Genomic DNA, 20,468 nt, shown 5'->3' on the forward strand with positions numbered 1-20,468 from the left:
CGCCCCGGCCGGGACATCGGGGGGTCAGGAGAGGTCGAACCGATCGAGGTTCATCACCTTGTCCCACGCGGCCACGAAGTCACGCACGAACTTGTGTCCCGCGTCCTGGGACGCGTAGACCTCCGAGACGGCTCGAAGCTGGGAGTGTGAGCCGAAGATGAGGTCGACCGCGGTAGCGGTCCACTTGAGCTCGCCTGTGGCGCGATCCCGGCCTTCGAACACGTTCTCGTCCGAAGTCGACGCCTTCCACTCCGTGCCCATGTCGAGCAGGTTGACGAAGAAGTCGTTGGTCAGTGTCTCCGGCCGGTGCGTGAAGACGCCGTGTGAGGATCGCTGGTAGCCGGTTTTCAGGATCCGCATGCCGCCGATCAGCACCGTCATCTCGGGGGCGGTCAGCGTCAACAGGTTGGCGCGGTCCAGCAGGAGTGTCTCCGGCGACAACTTCTCTCCCGCGCGGACGTAGTTCCGGAATCCGTCGGCCCTGGGTTCGAGCACGGCGAACGACTCCACGTCGGTCTGTTCCTGCGAGGCGTCCGTGCGCCCCGGTGCGAACGGGACGGTGATGTCGTAACCGGCGTTCTTCGCGGCTTGCTCGACGGCCGCGCACCCGCCCAGGACGATCAGGTCGGCGAGCGAGACCCTCGTGCCGCCGGCATGTGAGAGATTGAAGTCCTGCTGAATCTGCTCCAGCTTCTGCAGCACCTCGGCCACCTCGGGCAGGTGGTTGACCTCCCAGTCCCGTTGCGGCGCGAGGCGAATCCGTGCCCCGTTGGCCCCGCCACGCTTGTCGGTGCCGCGGAAGCTCGCCGCGGACGCCCAAGCGGTGGTGACCAGCTGGGAGATGGACAGTCCTGCGGTGACGATCCTGCTCTTGAGCGCAGCGATGTCCTCGTCCACGACGAGTTGGTGATCGACCTCAGGGACCGGGTCCTGCCACAGTTGCGGCTCGGGAACCCACGGGCCGAGGTAGCGCGTGACGGGTCCCATGTCGCGGTGCAACAGCTTGTACCACGCCTTGGCGAAGGCTTCCGCGAGCCTGCCCGGATTCTCGTGGAAGCTCTTCGAGATCGGGCCGTAGATCGGATCCAGCTTCAGCGCGAGGTCCGTCGTCAGCATCATGGGAGCGTGCCTCCTCGACGGATCATGAGCATCGGGCACCGTGCCCTTGGCCGAAGGATCCGTGGGAGTCCACTGCTTGGCACCGGCGGGGCTCGTCGTCAGCTCCCATTCGTACCTGAACAGGTTGTCCAGGTACCCGTTGTCCCACCTGGTCGGCTCGGCGGTCCATGCGCCCTCGAGCCCACTGGTGAGCGCGTCGGCGCCCTTTCCGCTGCCGTACGAGTTCCGCCAGCCGAGGCCCTGTTGCTCGATGGGTGCGGCCTCGGGTTCCTGGCCGATGTACGCGGGATCGACCGCACCATGGCACTTGCCGAACGTGTGGCCACCGATGATGAGCGCGACCGTCTCCTCGTCGTTCATCGCCATGCGCCCGAATGTCTCGCGAATGTCCCGGGCGGCGGCCATCGGATCCGGGTTGCCGTTGGGCCCCTCCGGATTGACGTAGATCAGTCCCATCTGCACGGCACCGAAGGGAGCGGCGAGTTCCCTGTCGCCGCTGTAGCGCTCATCTCCGAGCCAGATGTCCTCGGGCCCCCAGAAGATCTCCTCGGGTTCCCAGATGTCCTCTCGCCCGAATCCGAACCCGAACGTCTTGAATCCCATTGATTCCATGGCACAGTTACCGGCGAAGACCAGAAGGTCGGCCCAGGAGATTTTCTGACCGTACTTCTGCTTGACCGGCCACAGCAAACGGCGTGCCTTGTCGAGGCTCGCATTGTCCGGCCAACTGTTGAGGGGGGCGAAGCGCTGAGCGCCGCTGCCGCCACCGCCCCGGCCGTCGGCGACACGGTACGTGCCCGCGGCGTGCCAACTCATCCGGATGAAGAGCGGCCCGTAGTGGCCGTAGTCGGCAGGCCACCAGTCCTGTGACGTCGTCATTACCTGGAAGACGTCCTGCTTCAGCGCGTCGAGGTCGAGGGTCGCGAACTCTCTCGCGTAGTCGAAGTCCTCGTCCATCGGATTGGAGTGGGACGAGTGTTGGTGGAGAATTTGAAGGTCCAGCTGATTCGGCCACCAGTCCCGGTTCGTCCTGGGCCGAGTCGGCGTGGGGGTCGGGGAGGCGATTGCCGGGTTCTCGCTTTCGCTACCGGACACGTCGTCCTTCTTTCTGTCTCGGTGATTCCACGCACCATGCCGATGAATGTGATGTCGGCGTCCGTATGGTCGCGCACCGCAGACGGCACCGCCACGAAACACGCAGAGCACCCCGCATGACAAACGTGCGAGCAAAGGCTTCTTTCCTGCTTGGAAGTCGATTTCCGAGCCGACGGGGCCAGGCGCCTGACCTCACACCCGTGGAGCAGACGGCCCGGCACACCGGCGAGTTCGGCCATGCAGCCGGGGTGTTGTCGATGCCCTCCCCGGCCGCGTCACCGCTCCCTCGCCCCGCCCGGCCCGTTCCGCGAGCGGGCGGGGTGCGTGATGAGATGGCGGAAGGGAAGCGTCGGGCCAGGTCCGGGACACTTTTTTTGGGTTGAGGCCGTGGGTGGGTGCGATCCCTGTGCGCCCTCGTAGTGGCGGGCGACTTGGTTAATCTGCACCCGTGACCACCGACCTGACCCTTCTGCCGCGTGTCGCCCATCGCGGACAGGAGATCACCGCGCCCCGGCTCCGCGGCCTCCTCGCGCTGCTCGCCGGCGACTTGCGCACGGGCTGCAGCACCGAGCGGCTCGTGGCGGGGCTGTGGCCGGACGAGTTACCGGAGCGGCCGGCGAAGGCGGTGCAGGTCCTCGTGTCCAGGGCGCGGGCTCAGCTGGGCGCCGACGTCATCGCCGGCACGCCGACCGGATACCGTCTCACCCTCGCCGAGGACCAGGTCGACAGCTCCGCTCTGCTGCTGCACGCCGCCGCGAGCGCGGACCGGGCCAGGGCCGGGGACCACGCGGGATCGCTGGCCGCGGCCGAGGCCGGGCTCGCGCTGTGGGAGGGCACCCCTGACGAGGCGTACGACCCCGGCGACCCTGTAGCCGCGCTGCGCACCGAGCGCGCCCCCGTCCGCCGCACGCTCATTCGCGCGCGGGCGCTCGCGCTCGCCCGCCTCGGCCGGCACGCGGAGGCGGCAGGGCCGTTGGCCGTGGCCGCCTCGGAGCATCCGCGCGACGAGGAAGTGCTCGCCGAGCTGCTGCGCGGCGAGGCAGCGACGGCGGGCCCGTCCGCCGCGCTGACGCGGTACGAGGCATACCGCCGTGAGCTCCGCGACGAGCTCGGCACGGATCCGGGCGCCACGCTCAAGGCCGTACAGCGGGAACTGCTGCGCGGCGAGGCACCCGTGGTCCGGCACGGTGTGCCGCACGAGCCGAACCCGCTCCTGGGGCGGGACGAGGACATCGCGGCGGTGCAGCGGCTGCTGCGCGCCTCCCGCGCCGTCAACGTCGTCGGCCCCGGCGGCCTCGGCAAGACCCGGCTCGCGCACGCCGTCAGCCGCCGGGCCGAGCAGCGCGTGGTGCATTTCGTGCCGCTCGCCGGTGTCACCGCGGACGCGGACGTGGCCGCGCAGGTGGCCTCCGCGCTCGGCGTGGGCGAGGGGCGGCACGGCGCCATGAGCAGCCACGCCTCGGCCGACCCGGTGTCCGGCGTCCTCGGCGTACTCGGCTCCGGGCCCGCTCTGCTGGTCCTCGACAACTGCGAGCAGGTCATCCGGGGCGCCGCCGACCTCGTACAGGCCCTGGTCGCGTCCTCGAAGGACCTGCGGGTGCTCGCCACCAGCCGGGCCCCGCTCGGTCTCAGCTCGGAGGCGGTGTACGCGCTGCCGGAGTTGGCTCTCGACACCTCGGTCGAGCTGTTCACACAGCGGGCCCGGGCCGCCCGGCCCGGCGTGGAGCTGCCACCGGACGCGGTGGCCGAGCTGTGCCGCCACCTCGACGGGCTGCCGCTCGCCGTGGAGCTGGCCGCGGCAAGGGTGCGGGTCCTTTCAGTGCCGGACATCGCCCGCCGCCTCGGCGACCGGTTCGCGCTGCTGCGCGGCGGGGCACGGGACGTGCCGGAGCGCCACCGCACGCTGCACGCGGTCGTGGACTGGAGCTGGAACCTGCTCGCCGAGGACGCCAGGGCGGCGATGCGTACGCTGTCCGTCTTCCCCGGCGGCTTCTCGGGTGAGGCGGCGGAGCAGGTGCTGGGCGAGGACGCGTTGTTCCTGCTGGAGCAGTTGGCCGATCAGTCGCTGCTCACCGTCGTCGACACCCCGGCCGGCGTGCGGTTCAGGATGCTGGAGACCGTACGGGAGTTCAGCGCGGCCCGGCGTGCGGAGGCGGGTGAAAAAGAGGAGGCCATCGGCCGGTTCCTCGCCTGGGCGCGGGACTTCGGGGTCGCGTACCACGACTGGCTCTTCCGCGCGGAACCGCTGACCGCCTGGGAGCGGATCAGGGCCGAGCAGGACAACCTCGTGCTGGCCCTGCGGCACGCCCTGGCCCGTACGGACGGCCCCACCATCGCCGCCCTCACCGCCGTCCTCGCCGCCCTGTGGTCCATCGGCAACAACTACCCCCGACTCACCGCCCTCGCCGCGGACACCGGCCCGCCGCTGTCGCACTACTACCCCGAGCCCGAATACGTCGAAGTCGCCCGCGCCGCCGCGGTGTTGTGCACGACGAGCCTGTTCATGGGCTACGGCCCGCACGTCGTACGCCAACTCGTCACCCTCAGGCGGCTGCCCCCGGCCCCGCCGGACACGCTGCTGCGCGCCATCGCGGTAGTACTGAACGCGTTCCCCGAGATGCTGCCTCCCGACTACGAAGTGCTGCACGAGCTCTGTGAGAGCGAGCAGCCGCTGCTCGCCGGCATAGCGGAGTGCGTCGCCACCTACGTCTGGGAGTACGAGCACGACATCGACCGGGCGCTCGCCTCTGCGCGCCGGATCATCATCGCACTGGCGCCGGTCGACAACCCGTTCCTGCGGGTCATGGGCTACGCCCGGCTGGGCGAGCTGTGCTTGAAGACGGAGCAGGGCGAGGCCGCGTACGGATACCTCAAGGCGGTGCTCGAGGCGCTGCCGCGGCTCGGCGGCGAGCACGACTTCCACGACTTCATCGGCGTCCGCTGGGGCCTCACCCTCGCCTGCCTGCAGCGCGGCGACCCCGATGAGGCCGAGTACTGGCTGCGGCAGGCGGAGGACGGCAACACGCCGCAGGACGACGACTTCTCCGACCTCGGCGGCCGTGCCGAGATCGCGCTCGCCCGCGGACTGACCGAGGTCGGGCTCGGCTTGTGGCGCAGCGCCGCGGAGCAGGTAGCCGGGTTCGGCTCGATGCACAGCGGCGACCCCTTCCTCGACCGATGGGCCCTGCAGATCCAGTCGGTGGCGGTGACGGCACACGCGCACGCCGGCCGCCTCGAGCTGGTCGCGGAGCCGGTCCACCGGCTGCGGCAGGGGCTGCGGACCCTGCTCTCCGGTCCGTCCGCCTCGCCCATGGATCTCCATCTGTTCGGGACGGTGCTCCACGCGCTCGGCATGGCAGGGCTCGCCTCCGGCGAGGCCCGTGCCGTGCGGATGATCGCGCTGGCAGAACGGCTGCGGGTGTTGCGCGAGTTCCAGCCGACGATGTCGGCGGACCGCGCCCGGAAGGCGGTCGGGGCGGCCGGGAATACGGCCAGGGCGGCGTACGCCGATGCGGTGTCGGAGTACGCCGCCCTGGAGCGGGATGAGCTGCGGGAGGCGGCCCGCGCTGTCGTAGCGGCTACTTCGGGTCTCGGTTGAACAGCGAGGTCGACCAGCGGTAGCCGAGTGCGGTCAGGCCGAGACACCAGGCGAGCGCGAGCCACCCGTTGTGGCCGATCCCGGTGCCGAGCAGCAGGCCGCGCAGGGTCTCGATGGCGGGCGTGAAGGGCTTACTCGGCGATCGGCTGGAACCAGCCCGGGATCGCGTCGATGGGGACGAAGGCGGACGAGATGAGCGGGAGGAGGATCAGCGGCGTCGCCATGTTGCCGGCCGCCTCGGGGTTCGAGCTGGCCATGCCCATCCCGACCGCGATCCAGGTGAGCGCCAGGGTGAACAGTGCGATCAGTCCGAACGCCGCCAGCCACTCCAGGGCGGTGGCGTCCGTGGACCGGAAGCCGATGGCCACGGCGATGGCACCGACGAGGACCAGGCTGGCGAGCACCTGCACCGCGCTGCCGACGACGTGCCCGACCAGCACGGACCCGCGGTAGACCGCCATCGTGCGGAAGCGCGCGATGAGCCCCTCGGTCATGTCTATGGAGACGGAGATCGCGGCGCCGATCACGGTGCTGCCGATGGTCATCAGCAGCAGGCCCGGGACGAGATAGGCGATGTAGTCCGAGCGGTCGGCGCCGCCGCCCCCGATGCCCGCGCTCATCACGCCCCCGAAGACGTAGACGAAGAGCAACAGCAGCATGATCGGCGTGAGCAGCAGGTTCAGCGTCATGGACGGGTAGCGGCGCACGTGCAGCAGGTTGCGGCGCAGCATCGTGGACGAGTCGCGCACGGCGAGGGAGATCCGGGTCGGGCGGGCGGGAGCCAGGGGAGCGCTCATCGGACAGTCTCCTTGGGCTGATCAGGGACGCCGGCACCGTCGGTCAGGGCGAAGAACACGTCGTCGAGGTCCGGGGTGTGCACGGTCAGCTCGTCCGCCTCGATACCGGCGGAGTCCAGCCAGTCGAGGATGGCGCGCAGCTCGCGCTGGCTGCCGTCACTGGGGATCTGCAGCGCCAGCGCCTCGTCGTCCCGGGTCACCTCGCGCAGCGCGACGGCGGCGGACTGGTAGGCGGCCGGGTCAGTAAAGCGGAGCCGGACATGTCCGCCCGGGATGAGCCGCTTCAGCTCGCCGGCGCTCCCTTCGGCGGCGATCTTGCCGTCGTTGAGCACCGCGATGCGGTCGGCGAGCTCGTCCGCCTCCTCCAGGTACTGGGTGGTGAGGAAGACCGTCACCCCGTCGGAGACCAGTTCGCGGATGATCTGCCACATGTTGTGGCGGGAGCGCGGGTCGAGACCCGTGGTCGGCTCGTCGAGGAAGATGATCCGCGGGTTGCCGACCAGCGTCATGGCGAGGTCCAGGCGGCGCTTCATGCCGCCGGAGTAGGTGGAGACGGGCTTCTTCGCCGCCTCGGTGAGGTCGAAGCGCTCCAGCAGTTCGACGGCAGTACGGCGGCCCTCACCGCGCGACAGGTGGTGCAGGTCCGCCATGAGGAGCATGTTCTCCTCGCCGGTGATCAGCCCGTCCACGGCGGAGAACTGCCCCGTGACACCGATCGCGGCCCGCACGGCCTGCGGGTCGGCCGCCAGGTCGTGGCCGCCGACGTGCAGCTCGCCGGCGTCGGCCCTGATGAGGGTGGAGAGGATCTTCACGGCGGTGGTCTTGCCGGCGCCGTTCGGGCCGAGCAGGGAGAAGACGGTGCCGGTCGGCACAGCGAGATCGATACCGTCTAGGACTGTCTTGTCCCCGTAGGCCTTGGCCAGCCCCTTGGCCGCGATGGCGAGTGAGCGGGATGTCGTTGTCGTCATGGCGCAGAGGTTGGGGCAGCGTGCATTCAGCGCGGTTTCAGGGTGCATTCAGCGCCCTGAAACCGGGGGTTGCCTCGGGTAGCTGTGGCGTGTCGCTGTGTCTTTGACCTGTGCGGACGGGGCGAGCAGTGGCGCAGGGCTGCCGGTCGGCAGGCTCACCGTCTGCCGGGCGGGTGAGCCTTTCTGCCCTTCCGCTCCCGCGATCGCCCTACTGTAGCTAGTGCCGCGTCAGGCAACGTTCGCCCTGTCGACGACGGCGCGTAGGCGCTGGTCGTCGGCGTGGTGGTTTCGCCAGATGATGTAGCGGCGGATCATGCTGCCCTGTTCCTTGTGGGTGGCGTGGTCGGTGCCGTCGAGGGTGAAGTAGCGCAGGGCGGTGAACTGGGCTTCGATGCGGTTGAGCCAGGAGCTGTTGGTCGGGGTGTAGGCGATTTCGACGTTGTTCGCGGCCGCCCAGGTGCCGACCCGCTGGCATTTCTTCGTGGTCAGGTGCGGGGAGAAGTTGTCACAGACGATCGCGATGCGGACGTCGACCGGGTAGAGGGTGCGCAGGTAGCGGCAGAACTCCAGGAACTGCGTCCGCCTCTTGATCGGCTTGATGTGGCCGTAGAGCTTGTCTTTGGCCAGGTCCAGGGCGGCGAACAGGTGCCGTACTCCGCCGTAGCGGTTGTAGGTGGCCCGGCGTCTGCGGCGGGGGTCGCGGTCGGGGTCCTTGTGCCTGCCGCCGCGCTCGGCCCACTGCCGGCCGGGGTGGGGCATCAGGTTGAGCGGACCGAACTCGTCCATGCAGAAGACCACTTCGGGCTCGTCGTCCTCGGGTATCACCTCGCCGTCGGCGATCGCGTAGAGGTGCTCGACGCGGGCCTTCTTGGCGGCGTAGTCCGGGTCTCGGGAGGTCTTCCAGGTCTTCAGGCGTTGAAAGGAGACGCCTTCCTCGCGGAGCAGGATGCGCAGGCCCTCGTGGCTGATGTCGTCGACCACCCCCTCGGCGACCAGGAAGTCCGCCAGCTTGGTCAGGCTCCAGGTGGAAAACGGCAGGTCGTGCTCGGTGGGCTTGGACTTGGCGATCTTCTTGATCTCGCGGCGCTCGGGCAGCGTGAAGGTCTTCGGCCGGCCGCCCTTGTACTTGGGGTAGAGGGAGTCGAAGCCATCGGTGTTGAAGTTGTGGATCACATCGCGGACCCGGTCGTCGCTGGTGAACGACACTTCGGCGATCCTCGCCACGGGCATGCCCTGCGCGGACAGCAGGATCATCTGGGCCCGCCGCCAGGTCACCACCGACCCGGTGCCTCTGCGGATGATCCGCAGCAGCCGCCGGCCCTCGTCGTCATCGATCTCCCGAACCTGTACTCGTTCTGCCACGAGGACAGCATGGCGTGTCCGCGCCGCCCGGACCGACACCCGGACGGCGCGTCACAACAGGGCGAACGATGCCTGATGCGGCACTAGACGCCTGGCAGGCCCTGTTCGGCACGGAACTCGTCGAGCAGCTCAAAGAACAGCTCGATCGCGGGCCGGTCCGTGGCCTCGGCCGTGCGCTCGATCTCGATCGCCCAGCCCAGCGAGCTTTGGTACTCATACCCCAGCCGCGGCCACAGCCAGTCGGCGAACGGGCCGCCCTGCCGGAAGTCAAGCTCTTCCTCGGCGCCGTGAACCTTCAACGCCACGTGATAGCCGAACAGCATGGAACTCAGATGCTGCAGCGAACTACCTCGCACCCACATCCCCGGGCGTAGTCGCACCTCCTCCAGGAGGTCGTACACATCGCGCATCTCGGTGAGCTGTCTGGGCGCCCGCCGGGCCATCTCCGCCTCCGCCATGGGGGAACACTACTGTCGCTTCGAGGACCACCCAACGGGGCAGGGGACTATCGAACAGCGAGACGAAGCCGCCCTGCGGCATGAGATCGTCTGGGTCAGACGTCAAGCATCACCCGACGCCGAATTGTCAAGCTTCACGCTGAGACTCGACAAAGCACGTCGGTGCTAGTTGCGGAACCGTGGTCAGTGCCCGAGGAAATGACATGACCGTGAGACAGAAGGCATGCCACCGGTCGTGGGACACCCCGAGAAACCGCAGGTCGAGGCATCGGGCAATGCCACGGGCTGCGAGAACCTATATCTGTAGGCTCTCAAATTCCGTGTCCGGATCTCGGGCCTGGTGCCGGATCGAAGCCGGATCCGACGTGGCGCTGAGACGTGCAGGTACCGCCTGTACCTCGTTCGCGTGGGAACGCCGATGCCTGGAAGGCCAAACGGCCGCGTCGGGAACAGCCGGTCCAGCAGGCACTGTTGCATCGACCGAGGCACCGCGCCGCACGGACGGGGAACACGGAGACCACAAGGTCGTCCGCCCACCGGGGTCCGGGCTCCAGAATCCGGCCCCGGGATCGCGGTAGGCCCGCCGCGCACTCGGACCAAGACGTATTTCTGCAGGAGGACTTTTTCATGACTGACCGGCCCTTGACGCTCATGGCAGTACACGCCCACCCCGACGACGAGGCCACCGGAACCGGAGGGGTCCTCGCGCGGTACGCGGCGGAAGGCATCCGCACGGTTCTCGTGACGTGTACCGACGGCGGTTGCGGTGACGGACCGGGTGGTGCCAAGCCGGGCGATCCCGGGCACGATCCGGCGGCCGTCGCTTCGATACGCCGTCAAGAACTCCAGGCGAGCTGTGACGTCCTGAAGGTCAGCGATCTGGAGATGCTGGACTACGCCGACTCCGGGATGGCGGGCTGGCCGAGCAACGACGCCCCCGGATCCTTCTGGCAGACCCCCGTGCAGGAAGGCGCCGCCCGACTTGCGGAACTCATGCGGCACTACCGACCCGATGTGGTCGTCACCTACGACGAGAACGGCTTCTACGGCCACCCCGACCACATCCAGGCCCACCGCATCACGATGGCGGCGCTGGAGATGACCGCGCTGACACCGAAGGTGTACTGGACGACGATGCCCCGCTCGATGATGCGGCGGTTCGGGGAGATCGTGCGCGAGTTCCATGAGGACATGCCGGAGCCGGATCCTGCCGAGGCCGCCGCGATGGCCGAGATCGGTCTTCCCGACGATGAGATCACCACGTGGGTGGACACCACCGCGTTCAGCGGCCAGAAGTTCGATGCGCTGGCCGCGCACGCCAGTCAGGGCGAGAACATCTTCTTCCTCAAGATGGGCAAGGAGAGGTTCGGTGACTTGATGGGCATAGAGACCTTCGTACGTGTCAAGGACGCCACCGGCGCCGCCGTACCCGAGAACGATCTCTTCGCCGGACTGCGCTGATCCGCCCGTCCGACCCGGTCCCGGGAAAGCTCATCGGCCGCACAGCGCGATCGAGCGCGTCACACCCCCGGAGGCTTACGGAGGCTTCCACGCGACCGAGCACGGCATTCCGCACCGCGTCTCCTGCCGCGCTCTGGGCGTAAGCGAGGCGTGGTTCTACAAGCACCGCACCCGCCGGCCCACCCGGCGTGAGCTACGCAGACAGCATCTGATCGAAGCGGTGAGGGAGGAGTTCGACGACTCAGCGGCACCCACGGCTCGCCGAAGATCTGGATCAGGCTAGTAAGGCAGGGCTGGCGGGTCTCGGTGAACACCATCGCGAAGATCATGTCCGAGTTCGGCCTGGTCGCGCGGAAGGTGCGCAGACGGCGGGGGCTGACTCGGTTGGGGAAACGGCAGGCCGCCCCGGACTTCGTGCGGCGGGACTTCACCGCCGAGGCACCCGACCTGGTCTGGTGCGGGGACATGACGGAGATCGACACCGGTGAGGGCAAGCTGTACCTGGCCACGGTCATCGACCTCTTCTCCCGCCGCCTGCTCGGCTACGCGATGGGGGCACATCACGATGGCGAACTGGTCGTCGCCGCCCGCACATGGCGGCGGCCACCCGCGGCGGGAACGTGCGCTGCGTCATTTTCCACACGGACCGCGGCAGCGAGCCTGGACTCAACCGGTCGTTCCGGCAGCTGTGCGGCCGCTGGGGCGTGGTAGTCGATGGGACGCGTCGGGTCGGCGCTGGACAACGCCGCCGCGGAGTCGTTCCACTCGGTCCTCAAGGTCGAGTACGCCCACCGGCACATTTTCGCCACCCGCGCCGAGGCGAGGCTGAAGACCGCCACGTGGATCGCAGACTTCTACAACACGAAACGCCGTCACAGCACGGCCGGCGGGAGGCCACCCGTCGAGTTCGAACGGATCATCCAGGAGGCGCGAGCGGGGACCGATCAGGAAGGCCGGGCTGCTTAACCAAAGTCTCTACGCAACCAGGGGATTGACAGTCAACGCGACCAGCGGCATCGGCTACATGATGGAGCTCGCGCGAACGTACGGACAGACCGACATCATCCTCGTCGGCCTCGTCGCGTACGGACTCCTCGGGCTCTTCTCCGACGCCCTGGTACGGCTCGTGGAGAGGAGGACGCTGACATGGCGGCGCACACTGGCGGACTGACGACGGCCAAAGACCTCGCGCCAACCGTGCGGATCGAGAATCTGGTGCGCTCCTTCGGCGCGCGCCAGGTGCTGGACGGGCTCGAACTGAGCATTGTTCCAGGGGAGTTCGTGGCCCTGCTCGGGCGCAGCGGCTCAGGCAAGAGCACGCTGCTGCGGGCCCTGGCCCGACTCGACCACGAAGTGGCGGGGAGCGGCGAACTCGCCGCCCCCGACCACGTCTCCGTGGTCTTCCAGGACGCCCGGCTGCTGCCCTGGAAGCGACTGCTCGACGATGTTGTCCTGGGCCTGACCGGACCGGACGCCGAACAGCGCGGCAGGACCGCCCTCGCCGAAGTCGGTCTCGACGGGCGCGAGCGGGCCTGGCCCGTCGAGCTGTCCGGAGGGGAGCAGCAGCGCGTCTCGCTCGCGCGTTCTCTCGTACGCGAACCCCAACTGCTGCTCGCCGCCGAACCGTTCGGCGCGCTGGACGCCCTCACCCGGATCAGGATGCACATCCTGCTGCGCCGCCTGTGCGAGCGGCACCGGCCCGCCGTGCTCCTGGTCACGCACGATGTCGACGAGGCGATCGTCCTCGCGGACCGGATGGTGGTGCTGGACCAGGGCCGGATCGCCGCCGACCTCCCCGTGGAGCTCCCGGCACCGCGCCGCCACGGCAGCCCCGAGTACGCGGCCCTGCGCGACCGCGTGCTCGCCCAGCTGGGCGTGGACCTCGTGGAGGAGGGCAGCCCGGCACGACCGAGCGACGGCAACTGCACCTGAACCTTTGAAGGCGCAATTCGATCGGGGCGACATTACGTCTGGTCAGTGCTCTTAAGCCTCATCTCCGGCTGCAGGCCAGCCTGCTTCCTCCTCCAATCCAAGATCCGGACCATTCGCGGGCCAAGGCACTGCGCAGAGCGGCACCGCACGCGAGGCAACCGTATCCTCGTCATACAACAACGACCGAGGATGCCGCGAGGCGGCGGAGAGGCCTTTGACGCCCTCGGGTGTGGGACCTGACCGCGGTGCAGGACCGGAACCGCGCCCCGCATGCCCCACCGCGGACGGTGATGCAGAGCCGGAACTGACCACTTCTCTGTGGGCGTCGCGGAGCACCACGCTCGCCGCCCCGGCTCGGCGGCGATGCGCGGCTCTGGAGCGTGCGGTCGAGCCGGTGCCCGACAAACCGGACGCGCATCCACGCCCAGTAACAGCCGACGGCTGCCGAAGCTGCCGCGGCGGGGCCTACGAAGGCCCTCGACACGCGCCGCCGGGGGGGGCGTCCACATCGGCCGCCCATGTGTCGTCCGTTTGAACATCGCGAGACGATGGCCGAAATTCTCCTACCGGAGCCCGAGGCCGCTGGGTTGTACGATCGCCTTACCGTATCCTGATCAGCGTGACCGTATCAGGGAACTCAGCACCCCGTAGCAGCTCGGCCGAGACCACCGACCTCGCCGCCCAGGTGGGCCGCGTCGCGGCGCCTCTGCGTCAGCAGGTGCTGGATGTGCTGCGTCAGGCCATCCTCAGCTTCCACTACGCCCCCGGCCAGCGGCTGATCGAGCGCGAGCTGATCGAGGAGATCGGCGTCTCGCGCACGACCATCCGTGAGGCACTGCGCGAACTGGCAGCGGAAGGCCTGGTCAAGACGATTCCGCAGAAGGGCGCCGTCGTCGTGGTGCCCTCGCCCCAGGAGGCCGTGGAGCTGTACGAACTGCGCGCCGTGCTGGAGGCACTGGCCGTGCGCCGGTTCACCGAGCTGGCGTCGGACGAGCAGGTGGCGGAGCTGCGCGAGGCGTTCGAGGCACTGGCCGAGGCCGCCACCGGTGCCGGCGACACACTCCGGGTCCTCAAGACGAAGGACCGCTTCTACGACGTCCTGCTGCGCGGCTGCGGAAACCGCTCGGTGCACTCCACGCTGGGCGGCGTACAGGCCCGGCTCAGCCTGCTTCGGGCCACGTCGCTGGCGCAGCCCGGGCGTACAGGCCGCAGCGTGCAGGAACTGCGCACGATGATCGAGGCGATCGAGGCACGCAACGCCGACGCCGCGGTGCGTGCCTGCAACCACCACATCGAACAGGCGAAACGCGCAGGGCTGGAGGGTCTCTCCGCCACCAGCGGGCTGCCGTTCAGCGGCGCCACGCTCTGAGCCGCACTCCTTCGTAAGCGCTGCGGTCTTGGAGCCCACTGCGGCCCTGCGGCTCAGTGCATGACGTATCCGCCGTTCGGTGACAGCGTCTGTCCCGTGTAGAACGCCGATTCGTCGCTTGCCAGGAACAGAATCGTGTGCGCGATCTCCTCCGCGGAGGCAGCCCGGCGCAGCACCCCCATCTCGACGACGGCACGGCGGATCTCCCGGTCCTGGGGCAGCATCGGTGTGTCCGTCGCCCCGGGCGCCACCGCGTTGACGCGAATCCCGTCGGTCGCCACCAGCGCGGCCACCGCACGGGTCAGCCCCAGCACGCCGGCCTTGGACGCCGGGTACATCGCCGGCAGGGGAAAGTTGGCCAGCGCTCCCACGCTGGAGAGGTTGACGATGGAACCGCTCGACGGACGGTTGCGGCGCATCGCGCGCACCGCGGCCCGCACGGAGTAGAACGTGCCCGCCAGGTTCACCGCGATGACGTCGTTGAAATCCTCATCGCTGAGATCGCAGATGTCTGCCTGCGCACCCGAGACGCCCGCGGCATTCACCACGACGTCGAGCCGTTCGTACTCGTCGAGAGCGCGCTCGTACGCCGTGTCGACCTGACCGCTCTCCCGTATGTCGGCACCGACCGGGACCACGCCGTCGTACCCGGCCACCGCTCTGGCCGTTCGCTCGGCATCGAGGTCCACCGCCACCACCCGGGCGCCCTCGTCGACGAAACGACGGACCGTGGCCAGGCCGATGCCCGAGGCGGCGCCCGTGACGAGAGCGACCTTGCCGGCGAGGCGGCCGCCGGAAGACTCCCGGCGGCCGTCGCTTGATGAAACGCTCATGCGCGCCCTGCCCTCAGTTCTTGGCAGGGTTGTCGAAGAACTGGGCGAGGTACTCCTCGGGCATCCACGGCTCGCCGTCCTTGACCTCTCCGAGGTCGCTCGGCTTCGCACCCTGCGGGAGGTAGTCGGCCAGGTTGTCCTTGGTGATCACCGACGGCTCGCGGGTGATCGTGCCGACTTTGGGGCCCGCTCCCTGGAGCACCAGCATCCCGACGTCGAACCAGGCCTTCGCCTGCTGGGTGCCGTTGCCACCCGTGCCGGCGGTCTCGTAGCCATCCGCTGCCAGCTTCTCCCAGGAGGCCAGCGAGGAGGCGGACGCACCGGCGTCCACGACCTTGGGTGTGTCCCGCCCGGTCGACTCGAAGGCGGCGTAGACCCCGGAACCCATCACGCCGAGCTGCGCCACCATGTCGATCTTCTGCGGGTGGCTGGACAGGAACTTCAGCAGCTCGCCCTTGGCCACCGGCGGCACGTAGGCGCCGTTGACCTCGCCGATCACCTTCATGTCAGGGCATGCGGCGAGGACGTCCTTGACCGCCTTGTAGCCGATCGTTTCCGCGGACAGTCCTTGGAAGCCGCGAACGACCGCGACGTTGCCCTTGCCCTTGAGCTGCTCGGCGACCAGGGCTGTCGGCTCCGCGATGTTCAGGTAGGAGTTCTCGGCCACGTTGACGGCGTACTTGGAGCGGATGGTCGAGGAGAGCGCGACCGTCACGATCCCCTTCTTGCCGGCGGCGTCAACCGCGGCGACCATCGCGTCGCCGGAGAGCGGCGTGACGTAGATGACGTCGACGCCGGAGTCGACCAGCTCGTTGTAGCCGCGGATCTGCTCGGCCGGGGTCATGGTCGCCGGGTCGGTCATGATCCGCTTGACCAGCTTGCCCTTGACCAGGCCATCGGCCTTGGCCTTGGCGAAGCTCGCTTCCAGCTGCTTGACGACTGCGGCGGCGTACGCGTTGGAGGTAGGCAGGTACGAGAAGCCCACCTTGGCGGGCCGGCCCAGCGCCTTCCTGTCCCGCCACGCGCTCGCGAACACCTCCTCGCCGTAGGCGTTGTAGGCCTTCTGGAGCTCCGCGGGCAGTTCCTTGACGGCGCCGTCGGGGTCCTTGGGGGCGATGGTCGGCACCTGGCCGCAGTCGGCGGACGCCTTGCCCTTGGCCTCCGTCGTGCCGCCGCCGGCTGCGCCGTTGCCGACGGAGCCGCTCGATCCGCCGCAGCCGGCGAGCAGGACCGTGAGAACGATGCCGGAGGATGACGCCACGACGCGCGTGCGGGCGCGCCGGTGGGTGGATCTGTTCATGGACTGCCTTTCATGGAGGGTACTCAGGTGAAGGCCCCGAGAGAGACCTGGGCCGGGCCGGTCAGACCCGAGGGGGACTGCTCGGGCCGGCCGGCTCCCGGGAGGAACTGGCCGGGCTCGTTAGACCTGGTCGCGGAGCCTTCGCTCCCGGCCGTAGACGGCCATCGCGGCGAGGATGACGACGCCGTTGAGGATCTGTTGGTCGGCTTCCTGGAAGCCCATGCCGACGAGCACGGTGGAGACGACGGTGAGCAGCAGCACCCCGACCGTGGTGCGTGTGTAGCTCCCGGGCCCGCCGAACGCTGTCCCGCCGAGGACCACCGCGGCGATGCTCAGGAAGAGATAGGGGTTGCCCAGCCGGTTGTCGACATTCCCGGCGAAGCCGGCCAGCACGACGCCGGCGAGGACCGCGAGCGCCGCGGAGATGGCGTACACGGTGACCCAGACCTTCCGCGTGCTGATGTGCGCGAGATCCGCGGCCACCGGGCCGGCGCCCGTGGCCAGGAGCCGTCGGCCGGGCAGGGTCCGGTGCAGCAGGACGGAGACCACGGCGGTGGCGAGGACCCAGATGACCACGACCGGCGGCACCGGGATGCCGAAGGTCGACGACATGGGAGAGCTCAGGCGGGTCGCCCAGCCGGGCGCACCGGCGCCGTAGCCCCCTCCGCTGAGGACCGCGGTCACGCCGACAGCGATCGAGCCTGCGGCGAGAGTGACGATGATCGGGTGGATGGCGAAGCGGTGGCACATGTACCCGACCAGGCCGCCCGCCGTGGCGCCACAGGCGACGGCGACGGCGAGCATGACAGGGAGGGGTACGCCGGGAACGTCGCTGAACCGGGTCACGGTGACCGCTCCGACGACGATGAACCCGGCGAGGGACAGGTCGATCCCCCGGATCAGTACGACCAGTGTCTGCCCGATCGAGGCCAGGCCGGCCAGCGCGCAGAGCACGAGGACCGACCGGATGCTCGTCGGCTCCAGAAAGCCCGGCATGGTGGCCGCGCCCCAGGCGAACACGGCCACGGTGAGCAGGACCTGGACGAGCGGGAACCGCCGCTGCAGGGAGAGGAGCCATTGTCCGGCCGAGGGGGTCGGGCGGACTTCTGCCGAGTCGGCTCCTGACGTCGCGGCGTCGACGCCGGGGGCGGCCTCGGCCGCGCTGAGCGAGTCCTGCTGGGTGGTCATCATCGCCCTGCCTTCAGTTCTCGTGCCGCGATCGCGCCGAAGAGCACCGCGCTGATGAGCAGGGCCCCGTAGATCACCTGCAGCCAGGTCTGCGAGACCTGCAGCACTCCGAGCAGGCTCTGCAGCAGGTAGATCGCGGCGGCGCCGGCGAGCGCGTTGGCGATCCCGCCGCCCCCGCCCTGGAGCGGGATGCCGCCGAGTGCGACCGCCGCGATGGCGATGAGGGTGTACGCGGAGCTTGTGCCGGCCTCTGCCGTCGATGCCAGGCCGATGAGCACCAGGCCCCCCACGGCCGCCATCGCGCCGCCCATGGCGTAGGCGAGCACGCGGACGGCGCCGACGGGCACGCCGCTGGTGAACGCCGTGACGTCGTTGCCGCCGACCGAGCGCAGGAGACTGCCGTATGTCGTCAGCCTGGTGATCAGCAGCCAGACGGCCACCGGGATGGCGAGCGCGACCAGCCCTCCCGGGACCGGTCCCATGGACCCGGCGAAATTCGCCATCCAGGTGCCGGAAACGGTGGTCGGGCTGGGAGCCAGCTTGAGGTCGACGCCGGTGAGGACGAAGAACATCGCGAGGGTGACGACGATCGGCTGGAGCCGGCCGACGACGATGAGGAGACCGGTGAGGGTTCCGACCAGCGCACCCGTGACCATGAGGACTGGCAGTGCGACGTACCCACCGAGTCCGATCGGATGGAGCTGGGTCGCGTAGAGCAGAGCGCTCAACGTCATCAGTGGGCTGATCGACAGGTCGATGCCCCCGCGACCGCTCATGATCGAGGGCACGCTCGCCATCGCGGCTATGCCGAGCGGAGCCAGGTTGGCCAGCTGGGAGGTGGCCCCGAAGTTGGGCTGGTTCACGAGGTTGGCGACCAGCAGCGCCAGCGCCAGGCCGAGCGCGAACAGGTAGGTGTGCCGGGCGAACAGGGATCTGAGGCTGCGCCGGGGTGCTGTCGTGGCCGTGGTCTGCGGGCCTGGGTCCGGGACTGGGGTAAGGGCCGGGTGGTTGGTCGTGCTCATGCGGTCACCGCCGCTCCGCCGAAGAAGGCGTCGACGAGCCGTTCCCGGCTCAGTTCCTCATGTGCGAGCTCAGCGGCGAGCGAACCTTCCCGGAACACCAGGACGCGGTCCATCAGCTCGACGTGCTCGTCGACCTCCGAGGACAGCATGACGACGGTCAGTCCGAGTCGGGACAGCTCGCGCAGCAGCCGGTAGAGGTCGCGTTTCGCGCCCACGTCGATACCCCTTGTCGGGTCGTTGAGCAGCAGGACCTTGGGTTGGGAGGCCAGCCAGCGGGCGATGACGACCTTCTGCTGGTTGCCGCCGCTCAGCGTGGTGATCGCGTCCGACGTGCGGCCGTACTTGATGTTGAGCCGCTCGACGTAGTGGCCGAACCGCTTCTCGGCGGAGCGTCCGGACAGCAGCCCCCGCCTGACGTCCTGGCCGGCGGTGGCGATCGCGAAGTTGTCCAGGATGGAGAACCACGGCAGGATCGACTCCCCGCGCCGGTCCCTCGGGACGTACGCGATGCCGAGGTCCCGGGCTCTCCTGGGGTCGGTCACCCGGTGCTCCCGGTCACCGTCGATCCGTACGACCCCTTCGGTGTCGCCGTGCCCGAGGAGGAGCCGGAGGAACTCGTCCTGGCCGTGGCCCTCGAGGCCGGCGAGGCCGACGATCTCGCCCTGCCGGAACACCGCATCGCACGGGGCGCCGCCCGGACGGAGGCGGGAGCCCCGCACCCGTTGGACGACCGGGCGCTCGGCGGTGTCGGCGGCATCGGCGGCCACGCGCACCGTGTCCTGAACCAGGTGCGCGCCACCCGTCATCAGCCGGATCATCTCGTCGTGGTCCCAGTCGGCGTCCAAGGTGGCCACCGTCTCCCCCGACCGCAGCACGGTGACGCGGTCGGCGATCTCGCGGATCTCGTCCATCCGGTGCGTGATGAGGACGATGCTCATGCCCTGCGCCGCTCGTTCCTTCAGCAGCGAGAACAGGCGGGTGCGGGTGTCGTAGTCGAGCGCCGAGGTCGCCTCGTCGAGGATCAGTACCTTGGGGTCGCGCAGCAGTGACCGGGTGATGCAGCAGGTCTGGCGGTCGCTGAGCTGGAGCGCGCCGAAGGGGATGTCCAGCGGCGGAGGCGTGACGAGCAGCGCGGTGAGGATCTTCTCCGCCTTCGCGCGTCGGCCCGCGTCCCGTGACACCGGGCGCAGCAGGCCGTCCGCGCCGAGCCACAGATTGTCGAGCACGGTCCTGTTCTCGACGCCGAGCACCTCTTGGAACACCGTGTCGATACCCGCCCGCAAGGCCTGGGCGGGCATCCGCGGGGCAAAGGGCCGACCGCCGACCTCCATGGAACCGACGTCGGGGCGGTGCACTCCACTGAGGATCTTGACCAGTGTGCTCTTCCCGGACCCGTTCTCCCCCACGAGGGCGTGCACCTCGCCCGGGAGCAGGCGGAGGCCGGCGTTTCGTAGAGCGACCGTCGGACCGAAGTGCTTCCTCAGACCGTCGACCGCCAGGACGGTGTCCGGCTCGGCTGTGAGCGGGTGGGTCGCCACTGACCCCTCCTGACTATGAGGACTTGGATTCCCAGACTGTGTGATTGTCGTCTGGTCATACAAAGCTGAGCGAGGGAGACAGTAGTGTCTGCCGAAACCGACGTCCATAGGCGGAAACCCATCTCATGAACCGGATTTCTCGGGGCATCACACCGCCATCGGCCGTCAGAGTCCCGTGACGGAGGGCCGCAACGGGCCCCGACAGCAAGCCGACGCGGGCCATGGCCGGTTCCACCGCAACGCGATCGAGGTGGCCGTGGGGCGCCGGAGGTCCGCACCCCGTCGCTGTCACCAGGAATCTCAGCCCAGCGATTGTCGTCTCGTCATACAAAGAGTAGCGTCTACTGAAACGCCCAGCCGTAGAACGCCCCACCCAGCGGGTTCTGACGGGGTCGTCACACCGTCCGGGCGGGCCGGGCCGGTGAGCA

General features: G+C 69.2%; 15 protein-coding genes and 3 pseudogenes. 8 read left to right on the forward strand and 10 right to left on the reverse strand.

All coding sequences use genetic code 11. From position 1 onward, the window contains the following. Positions 1–24 precede the first annotated feature (24 nt). Positions 25–2,214 carry a catalase/peroxidase HPI gene (gene katG, locus QFZ76_RS02845; protein WP_307672178.1) on the reverse strand — a complete coding sequence of 730 codons (2,190 nt, stop codon included), beginning with the start codon at positions 2,212–2,214 and terminating at the stop codon, positions 25–27. Between the two features lie 448 nt (positions 2,215–2,662). Between katG and QFZ76_RS02850 the strand changes: the two genes are divergently transcribed. After that, positions 2,663–5,812, forward strand: a complete 3,150-nt coding sequence (locus QFZ76_RS02850; protein WP_307672179.1) for a BTAD domain-containing putative transcriptional regulator — start codon at positions 2,663–2,665, stop codon at positions 5,810–5,812. Here the strand turns inward: QFZ76_RS02850 and QFZ76_RS02855 are convergent. The 4 genes and pseudogenes from QFZ76_RS02855 to QFZ76_RS02870 all read right to left on the reverse strand — a co-directional run bounded on the left by QFZ76_RS02855 (position 5,793) and on the right by QFZ76_RS02870 (position 9,397). After that, positions 5,793–6,609: pseudogene (locus QFZ76_RS02855) on the reverse strand (ABC transporter permease). The gene QFZ76_RS02850 and the pseudogene QFZ76_RS02855 sit on opposite strands and share 20 nt — an antisense overlap. Continuing rightward, positions 6,606–7,577, reverse strand: a complete 972-nt coding sequence (locus QFZ76_RS02860; protein ID WP_307672180.1) for an ATP-binding cassette domain-containing protein — start codon at positions 7,575–7,577, stop codon at positions 6,606–6,608. Before QFZ76_RS02860 ends, QFZ76_RS02855 begins: the two are co-directional and overlap by 4 nt. Positions 7,578–7,805: 228 nt before the next feature. Further along, the gene (locus tag QFZ76_RS02865) at positions 7,806–8,939 is read right to left on the reverse strand and encodes an IS630 family transposase (protein WP_307672181.1); all 1,134 of its coding nucleotides are present in this window, start codon (positions 8,937–8,939) and stop codon (positions 7,806–7,808) included. 83 nt (positions 8,940–9,022) lie between these two features. Then, entirely contained in the window at positions 9,023–9,397 is a 375-nt protein-coding gene (locus QFZ76_RS02870) for a hypothetical protein (RefSeq protein WP_307672182.1), read from the reverse strand. Positions 9,398–10,024: 627 nt separating this feature from the next. Here QFZ76_RS02870 and QFZ76_RS02875 point away from each other — a divergent pair. From QFZ76_RS02875 to QFZ76_RS02905, 7 genes and pseudogenes are all read left to right on the forward strand, one after another. Further along, positions 10,025–10,858 carry a PIG-L family deacetylase gene (locus QFZ76_RS02875; protein ID WP_307672183.1) on the forward strand — a complete coding sequence of 278 codons (834 nt, stop codon included), beginning with the start codon at positions 10,025–10,027 and terminating at the stop codon, positions 10,856–10,858. A gap of 258 nt (positions 10,859–11,116) precedes the next feature. Next, positions 11,117–11,215: pseudogene (locus QFZ76_RS02880) on the forward strand (IS3 family transposase); the annotation flags it as partial. Further along, positions 11,216–11,569, forward strand: a complete 354-nt coding sequence (locus QFZ76_RS02885; RefSeq protein WP_373464495.1) for a DDE-type integrase/transposase/recombinase — start codon at positions 11,216–11,218, stop codon at positions 11,567–11,569. 3 nt (positions 11,570–11,572) lie between these two features. Then, entirely contained in the window at positions 11,573–11,824 is a 252-nt protein-coding gene (locus QFZ76_RS02890; RefSeq protein WP_307672184.1) for an integrase core domain-containing protein, read from the forward strand. Between the two features lie 31 nt (positions 11,825–11,855). Further along, a pseudogene (locus tag QFZ76_RS02895) lies at positions 11,856–12,029 on the forward strand (ABC transporter permease); the annotation flags it as partial. Continuing rightward, the gene (locus QFZ76_RS02900; protein WP_307672185.1) at positions 12,005–12,790 is read left to right on the forward strand and encodes an ABC transporter ATP-binding protein; all 786 of its coding nucleotides are present in this window, start codon (positions 12,005–12,007) and stop codon (positions 12,788–12,790) included. The pseudogene QFZ76_RS02895 and the gene QFZ76_RS02900, both read left to right, overlap by 25 nt. Positions 12,791–13,409: 619 nt before the next feature. Then, positions 13,410–14,159 carry a GntR family transcriptional regulator gene (locus QFZ76_RS02905; RefSeq protein ID WP_307672186.1) on the forward strand — a complete coding sequence of 250 codons (750 nt, stop codon included), beginning with the start codon at positions 13,410–13,412 and terminating at the stop codon, positions 14,157–14,159. Positions 14,160–14,212: 53 nt separating this feature from the next. Here QFZ76_RS02905 and QFZ76_RS02910 read toward each other — a convergent pair whose 3' ends face one another. From QFZ76_RS02910 to QFZ76_RS02930, 5 genes are all read right to left on the reverse strand, one after another. Next, positions 14,213–14,992: an SDR family NAD(P)-dependent oxidoreductase gene (locus QFZ76_RS02910; protein ID WP_307672187.1), complete on the reverse strand. Its 780-nt coding sequence runs from the start codon at positions 14,990–14,992 to the stop codon at positions 14,213–14,215. A 13-nt stretch (positions 14,993–15,005) separates the two neighbouring features. Beyond that, entirely contained in the window at positions 15,006–16,292 is a 1,287-nt protein-coding gene (locus QFZ76_RS02915; RefSeq protein WP_307672188.1) for a substrate-binding domain-containing protein, read from the reverse strand. A gap of 120 nt (positions 16,293–16,412) precedes the next feature. Next, entirely contained in the window at positions 16,413–17,483 is a 1,071-nt protein-coding gene (locus QFZ76_RS02920; RefSeq protein WP_307672189.1) for an ABC transporter permease, read from the reverse strand. Further along, a complete protein-coding gene (locus QFZ76_RS02925) occupies positions 17,480–18,502 on the reverse strand; it encodes a hypothetical protein (RefSeq protein ID WP_307672190.1) in 1,023 nt (340 codons plus the stop codon). The genes QFZ76_RS02920 and QFZ76_RS02925 overlap by 4 nt, the downstream gene beginning before the upstream one ends. Further along, positions 18,499–20,040 carry a sugar ABC transporter ATP-binding protein gene (locus QFZ76_RS02930; protein ID WP_307672191.1) on the reverse strand — a complete coding sequence of 514 codons (1,542 nt, stop codon included), beginning with the start codon at positions 20,038–20,040 and terminating at the stop codon, positions 18,499–18,501. Before QFZ76_RS02930 ends, QFZ76_RS02925 begins: the two co-directional genes overlap by 4 nt. Between the last annotated feature and the right edge of the window lie 428 nt (positions 20,041–20,468).

The organism is Streptomyces sp. V4I2 (assembly GCF_030817655.1).
GTDB lineage: Bacteria > Actinomycetota > Actinomycetes > Streptomycetales > Streptomycetaceae > Streptomyces > Streptomyces plumbiresistens.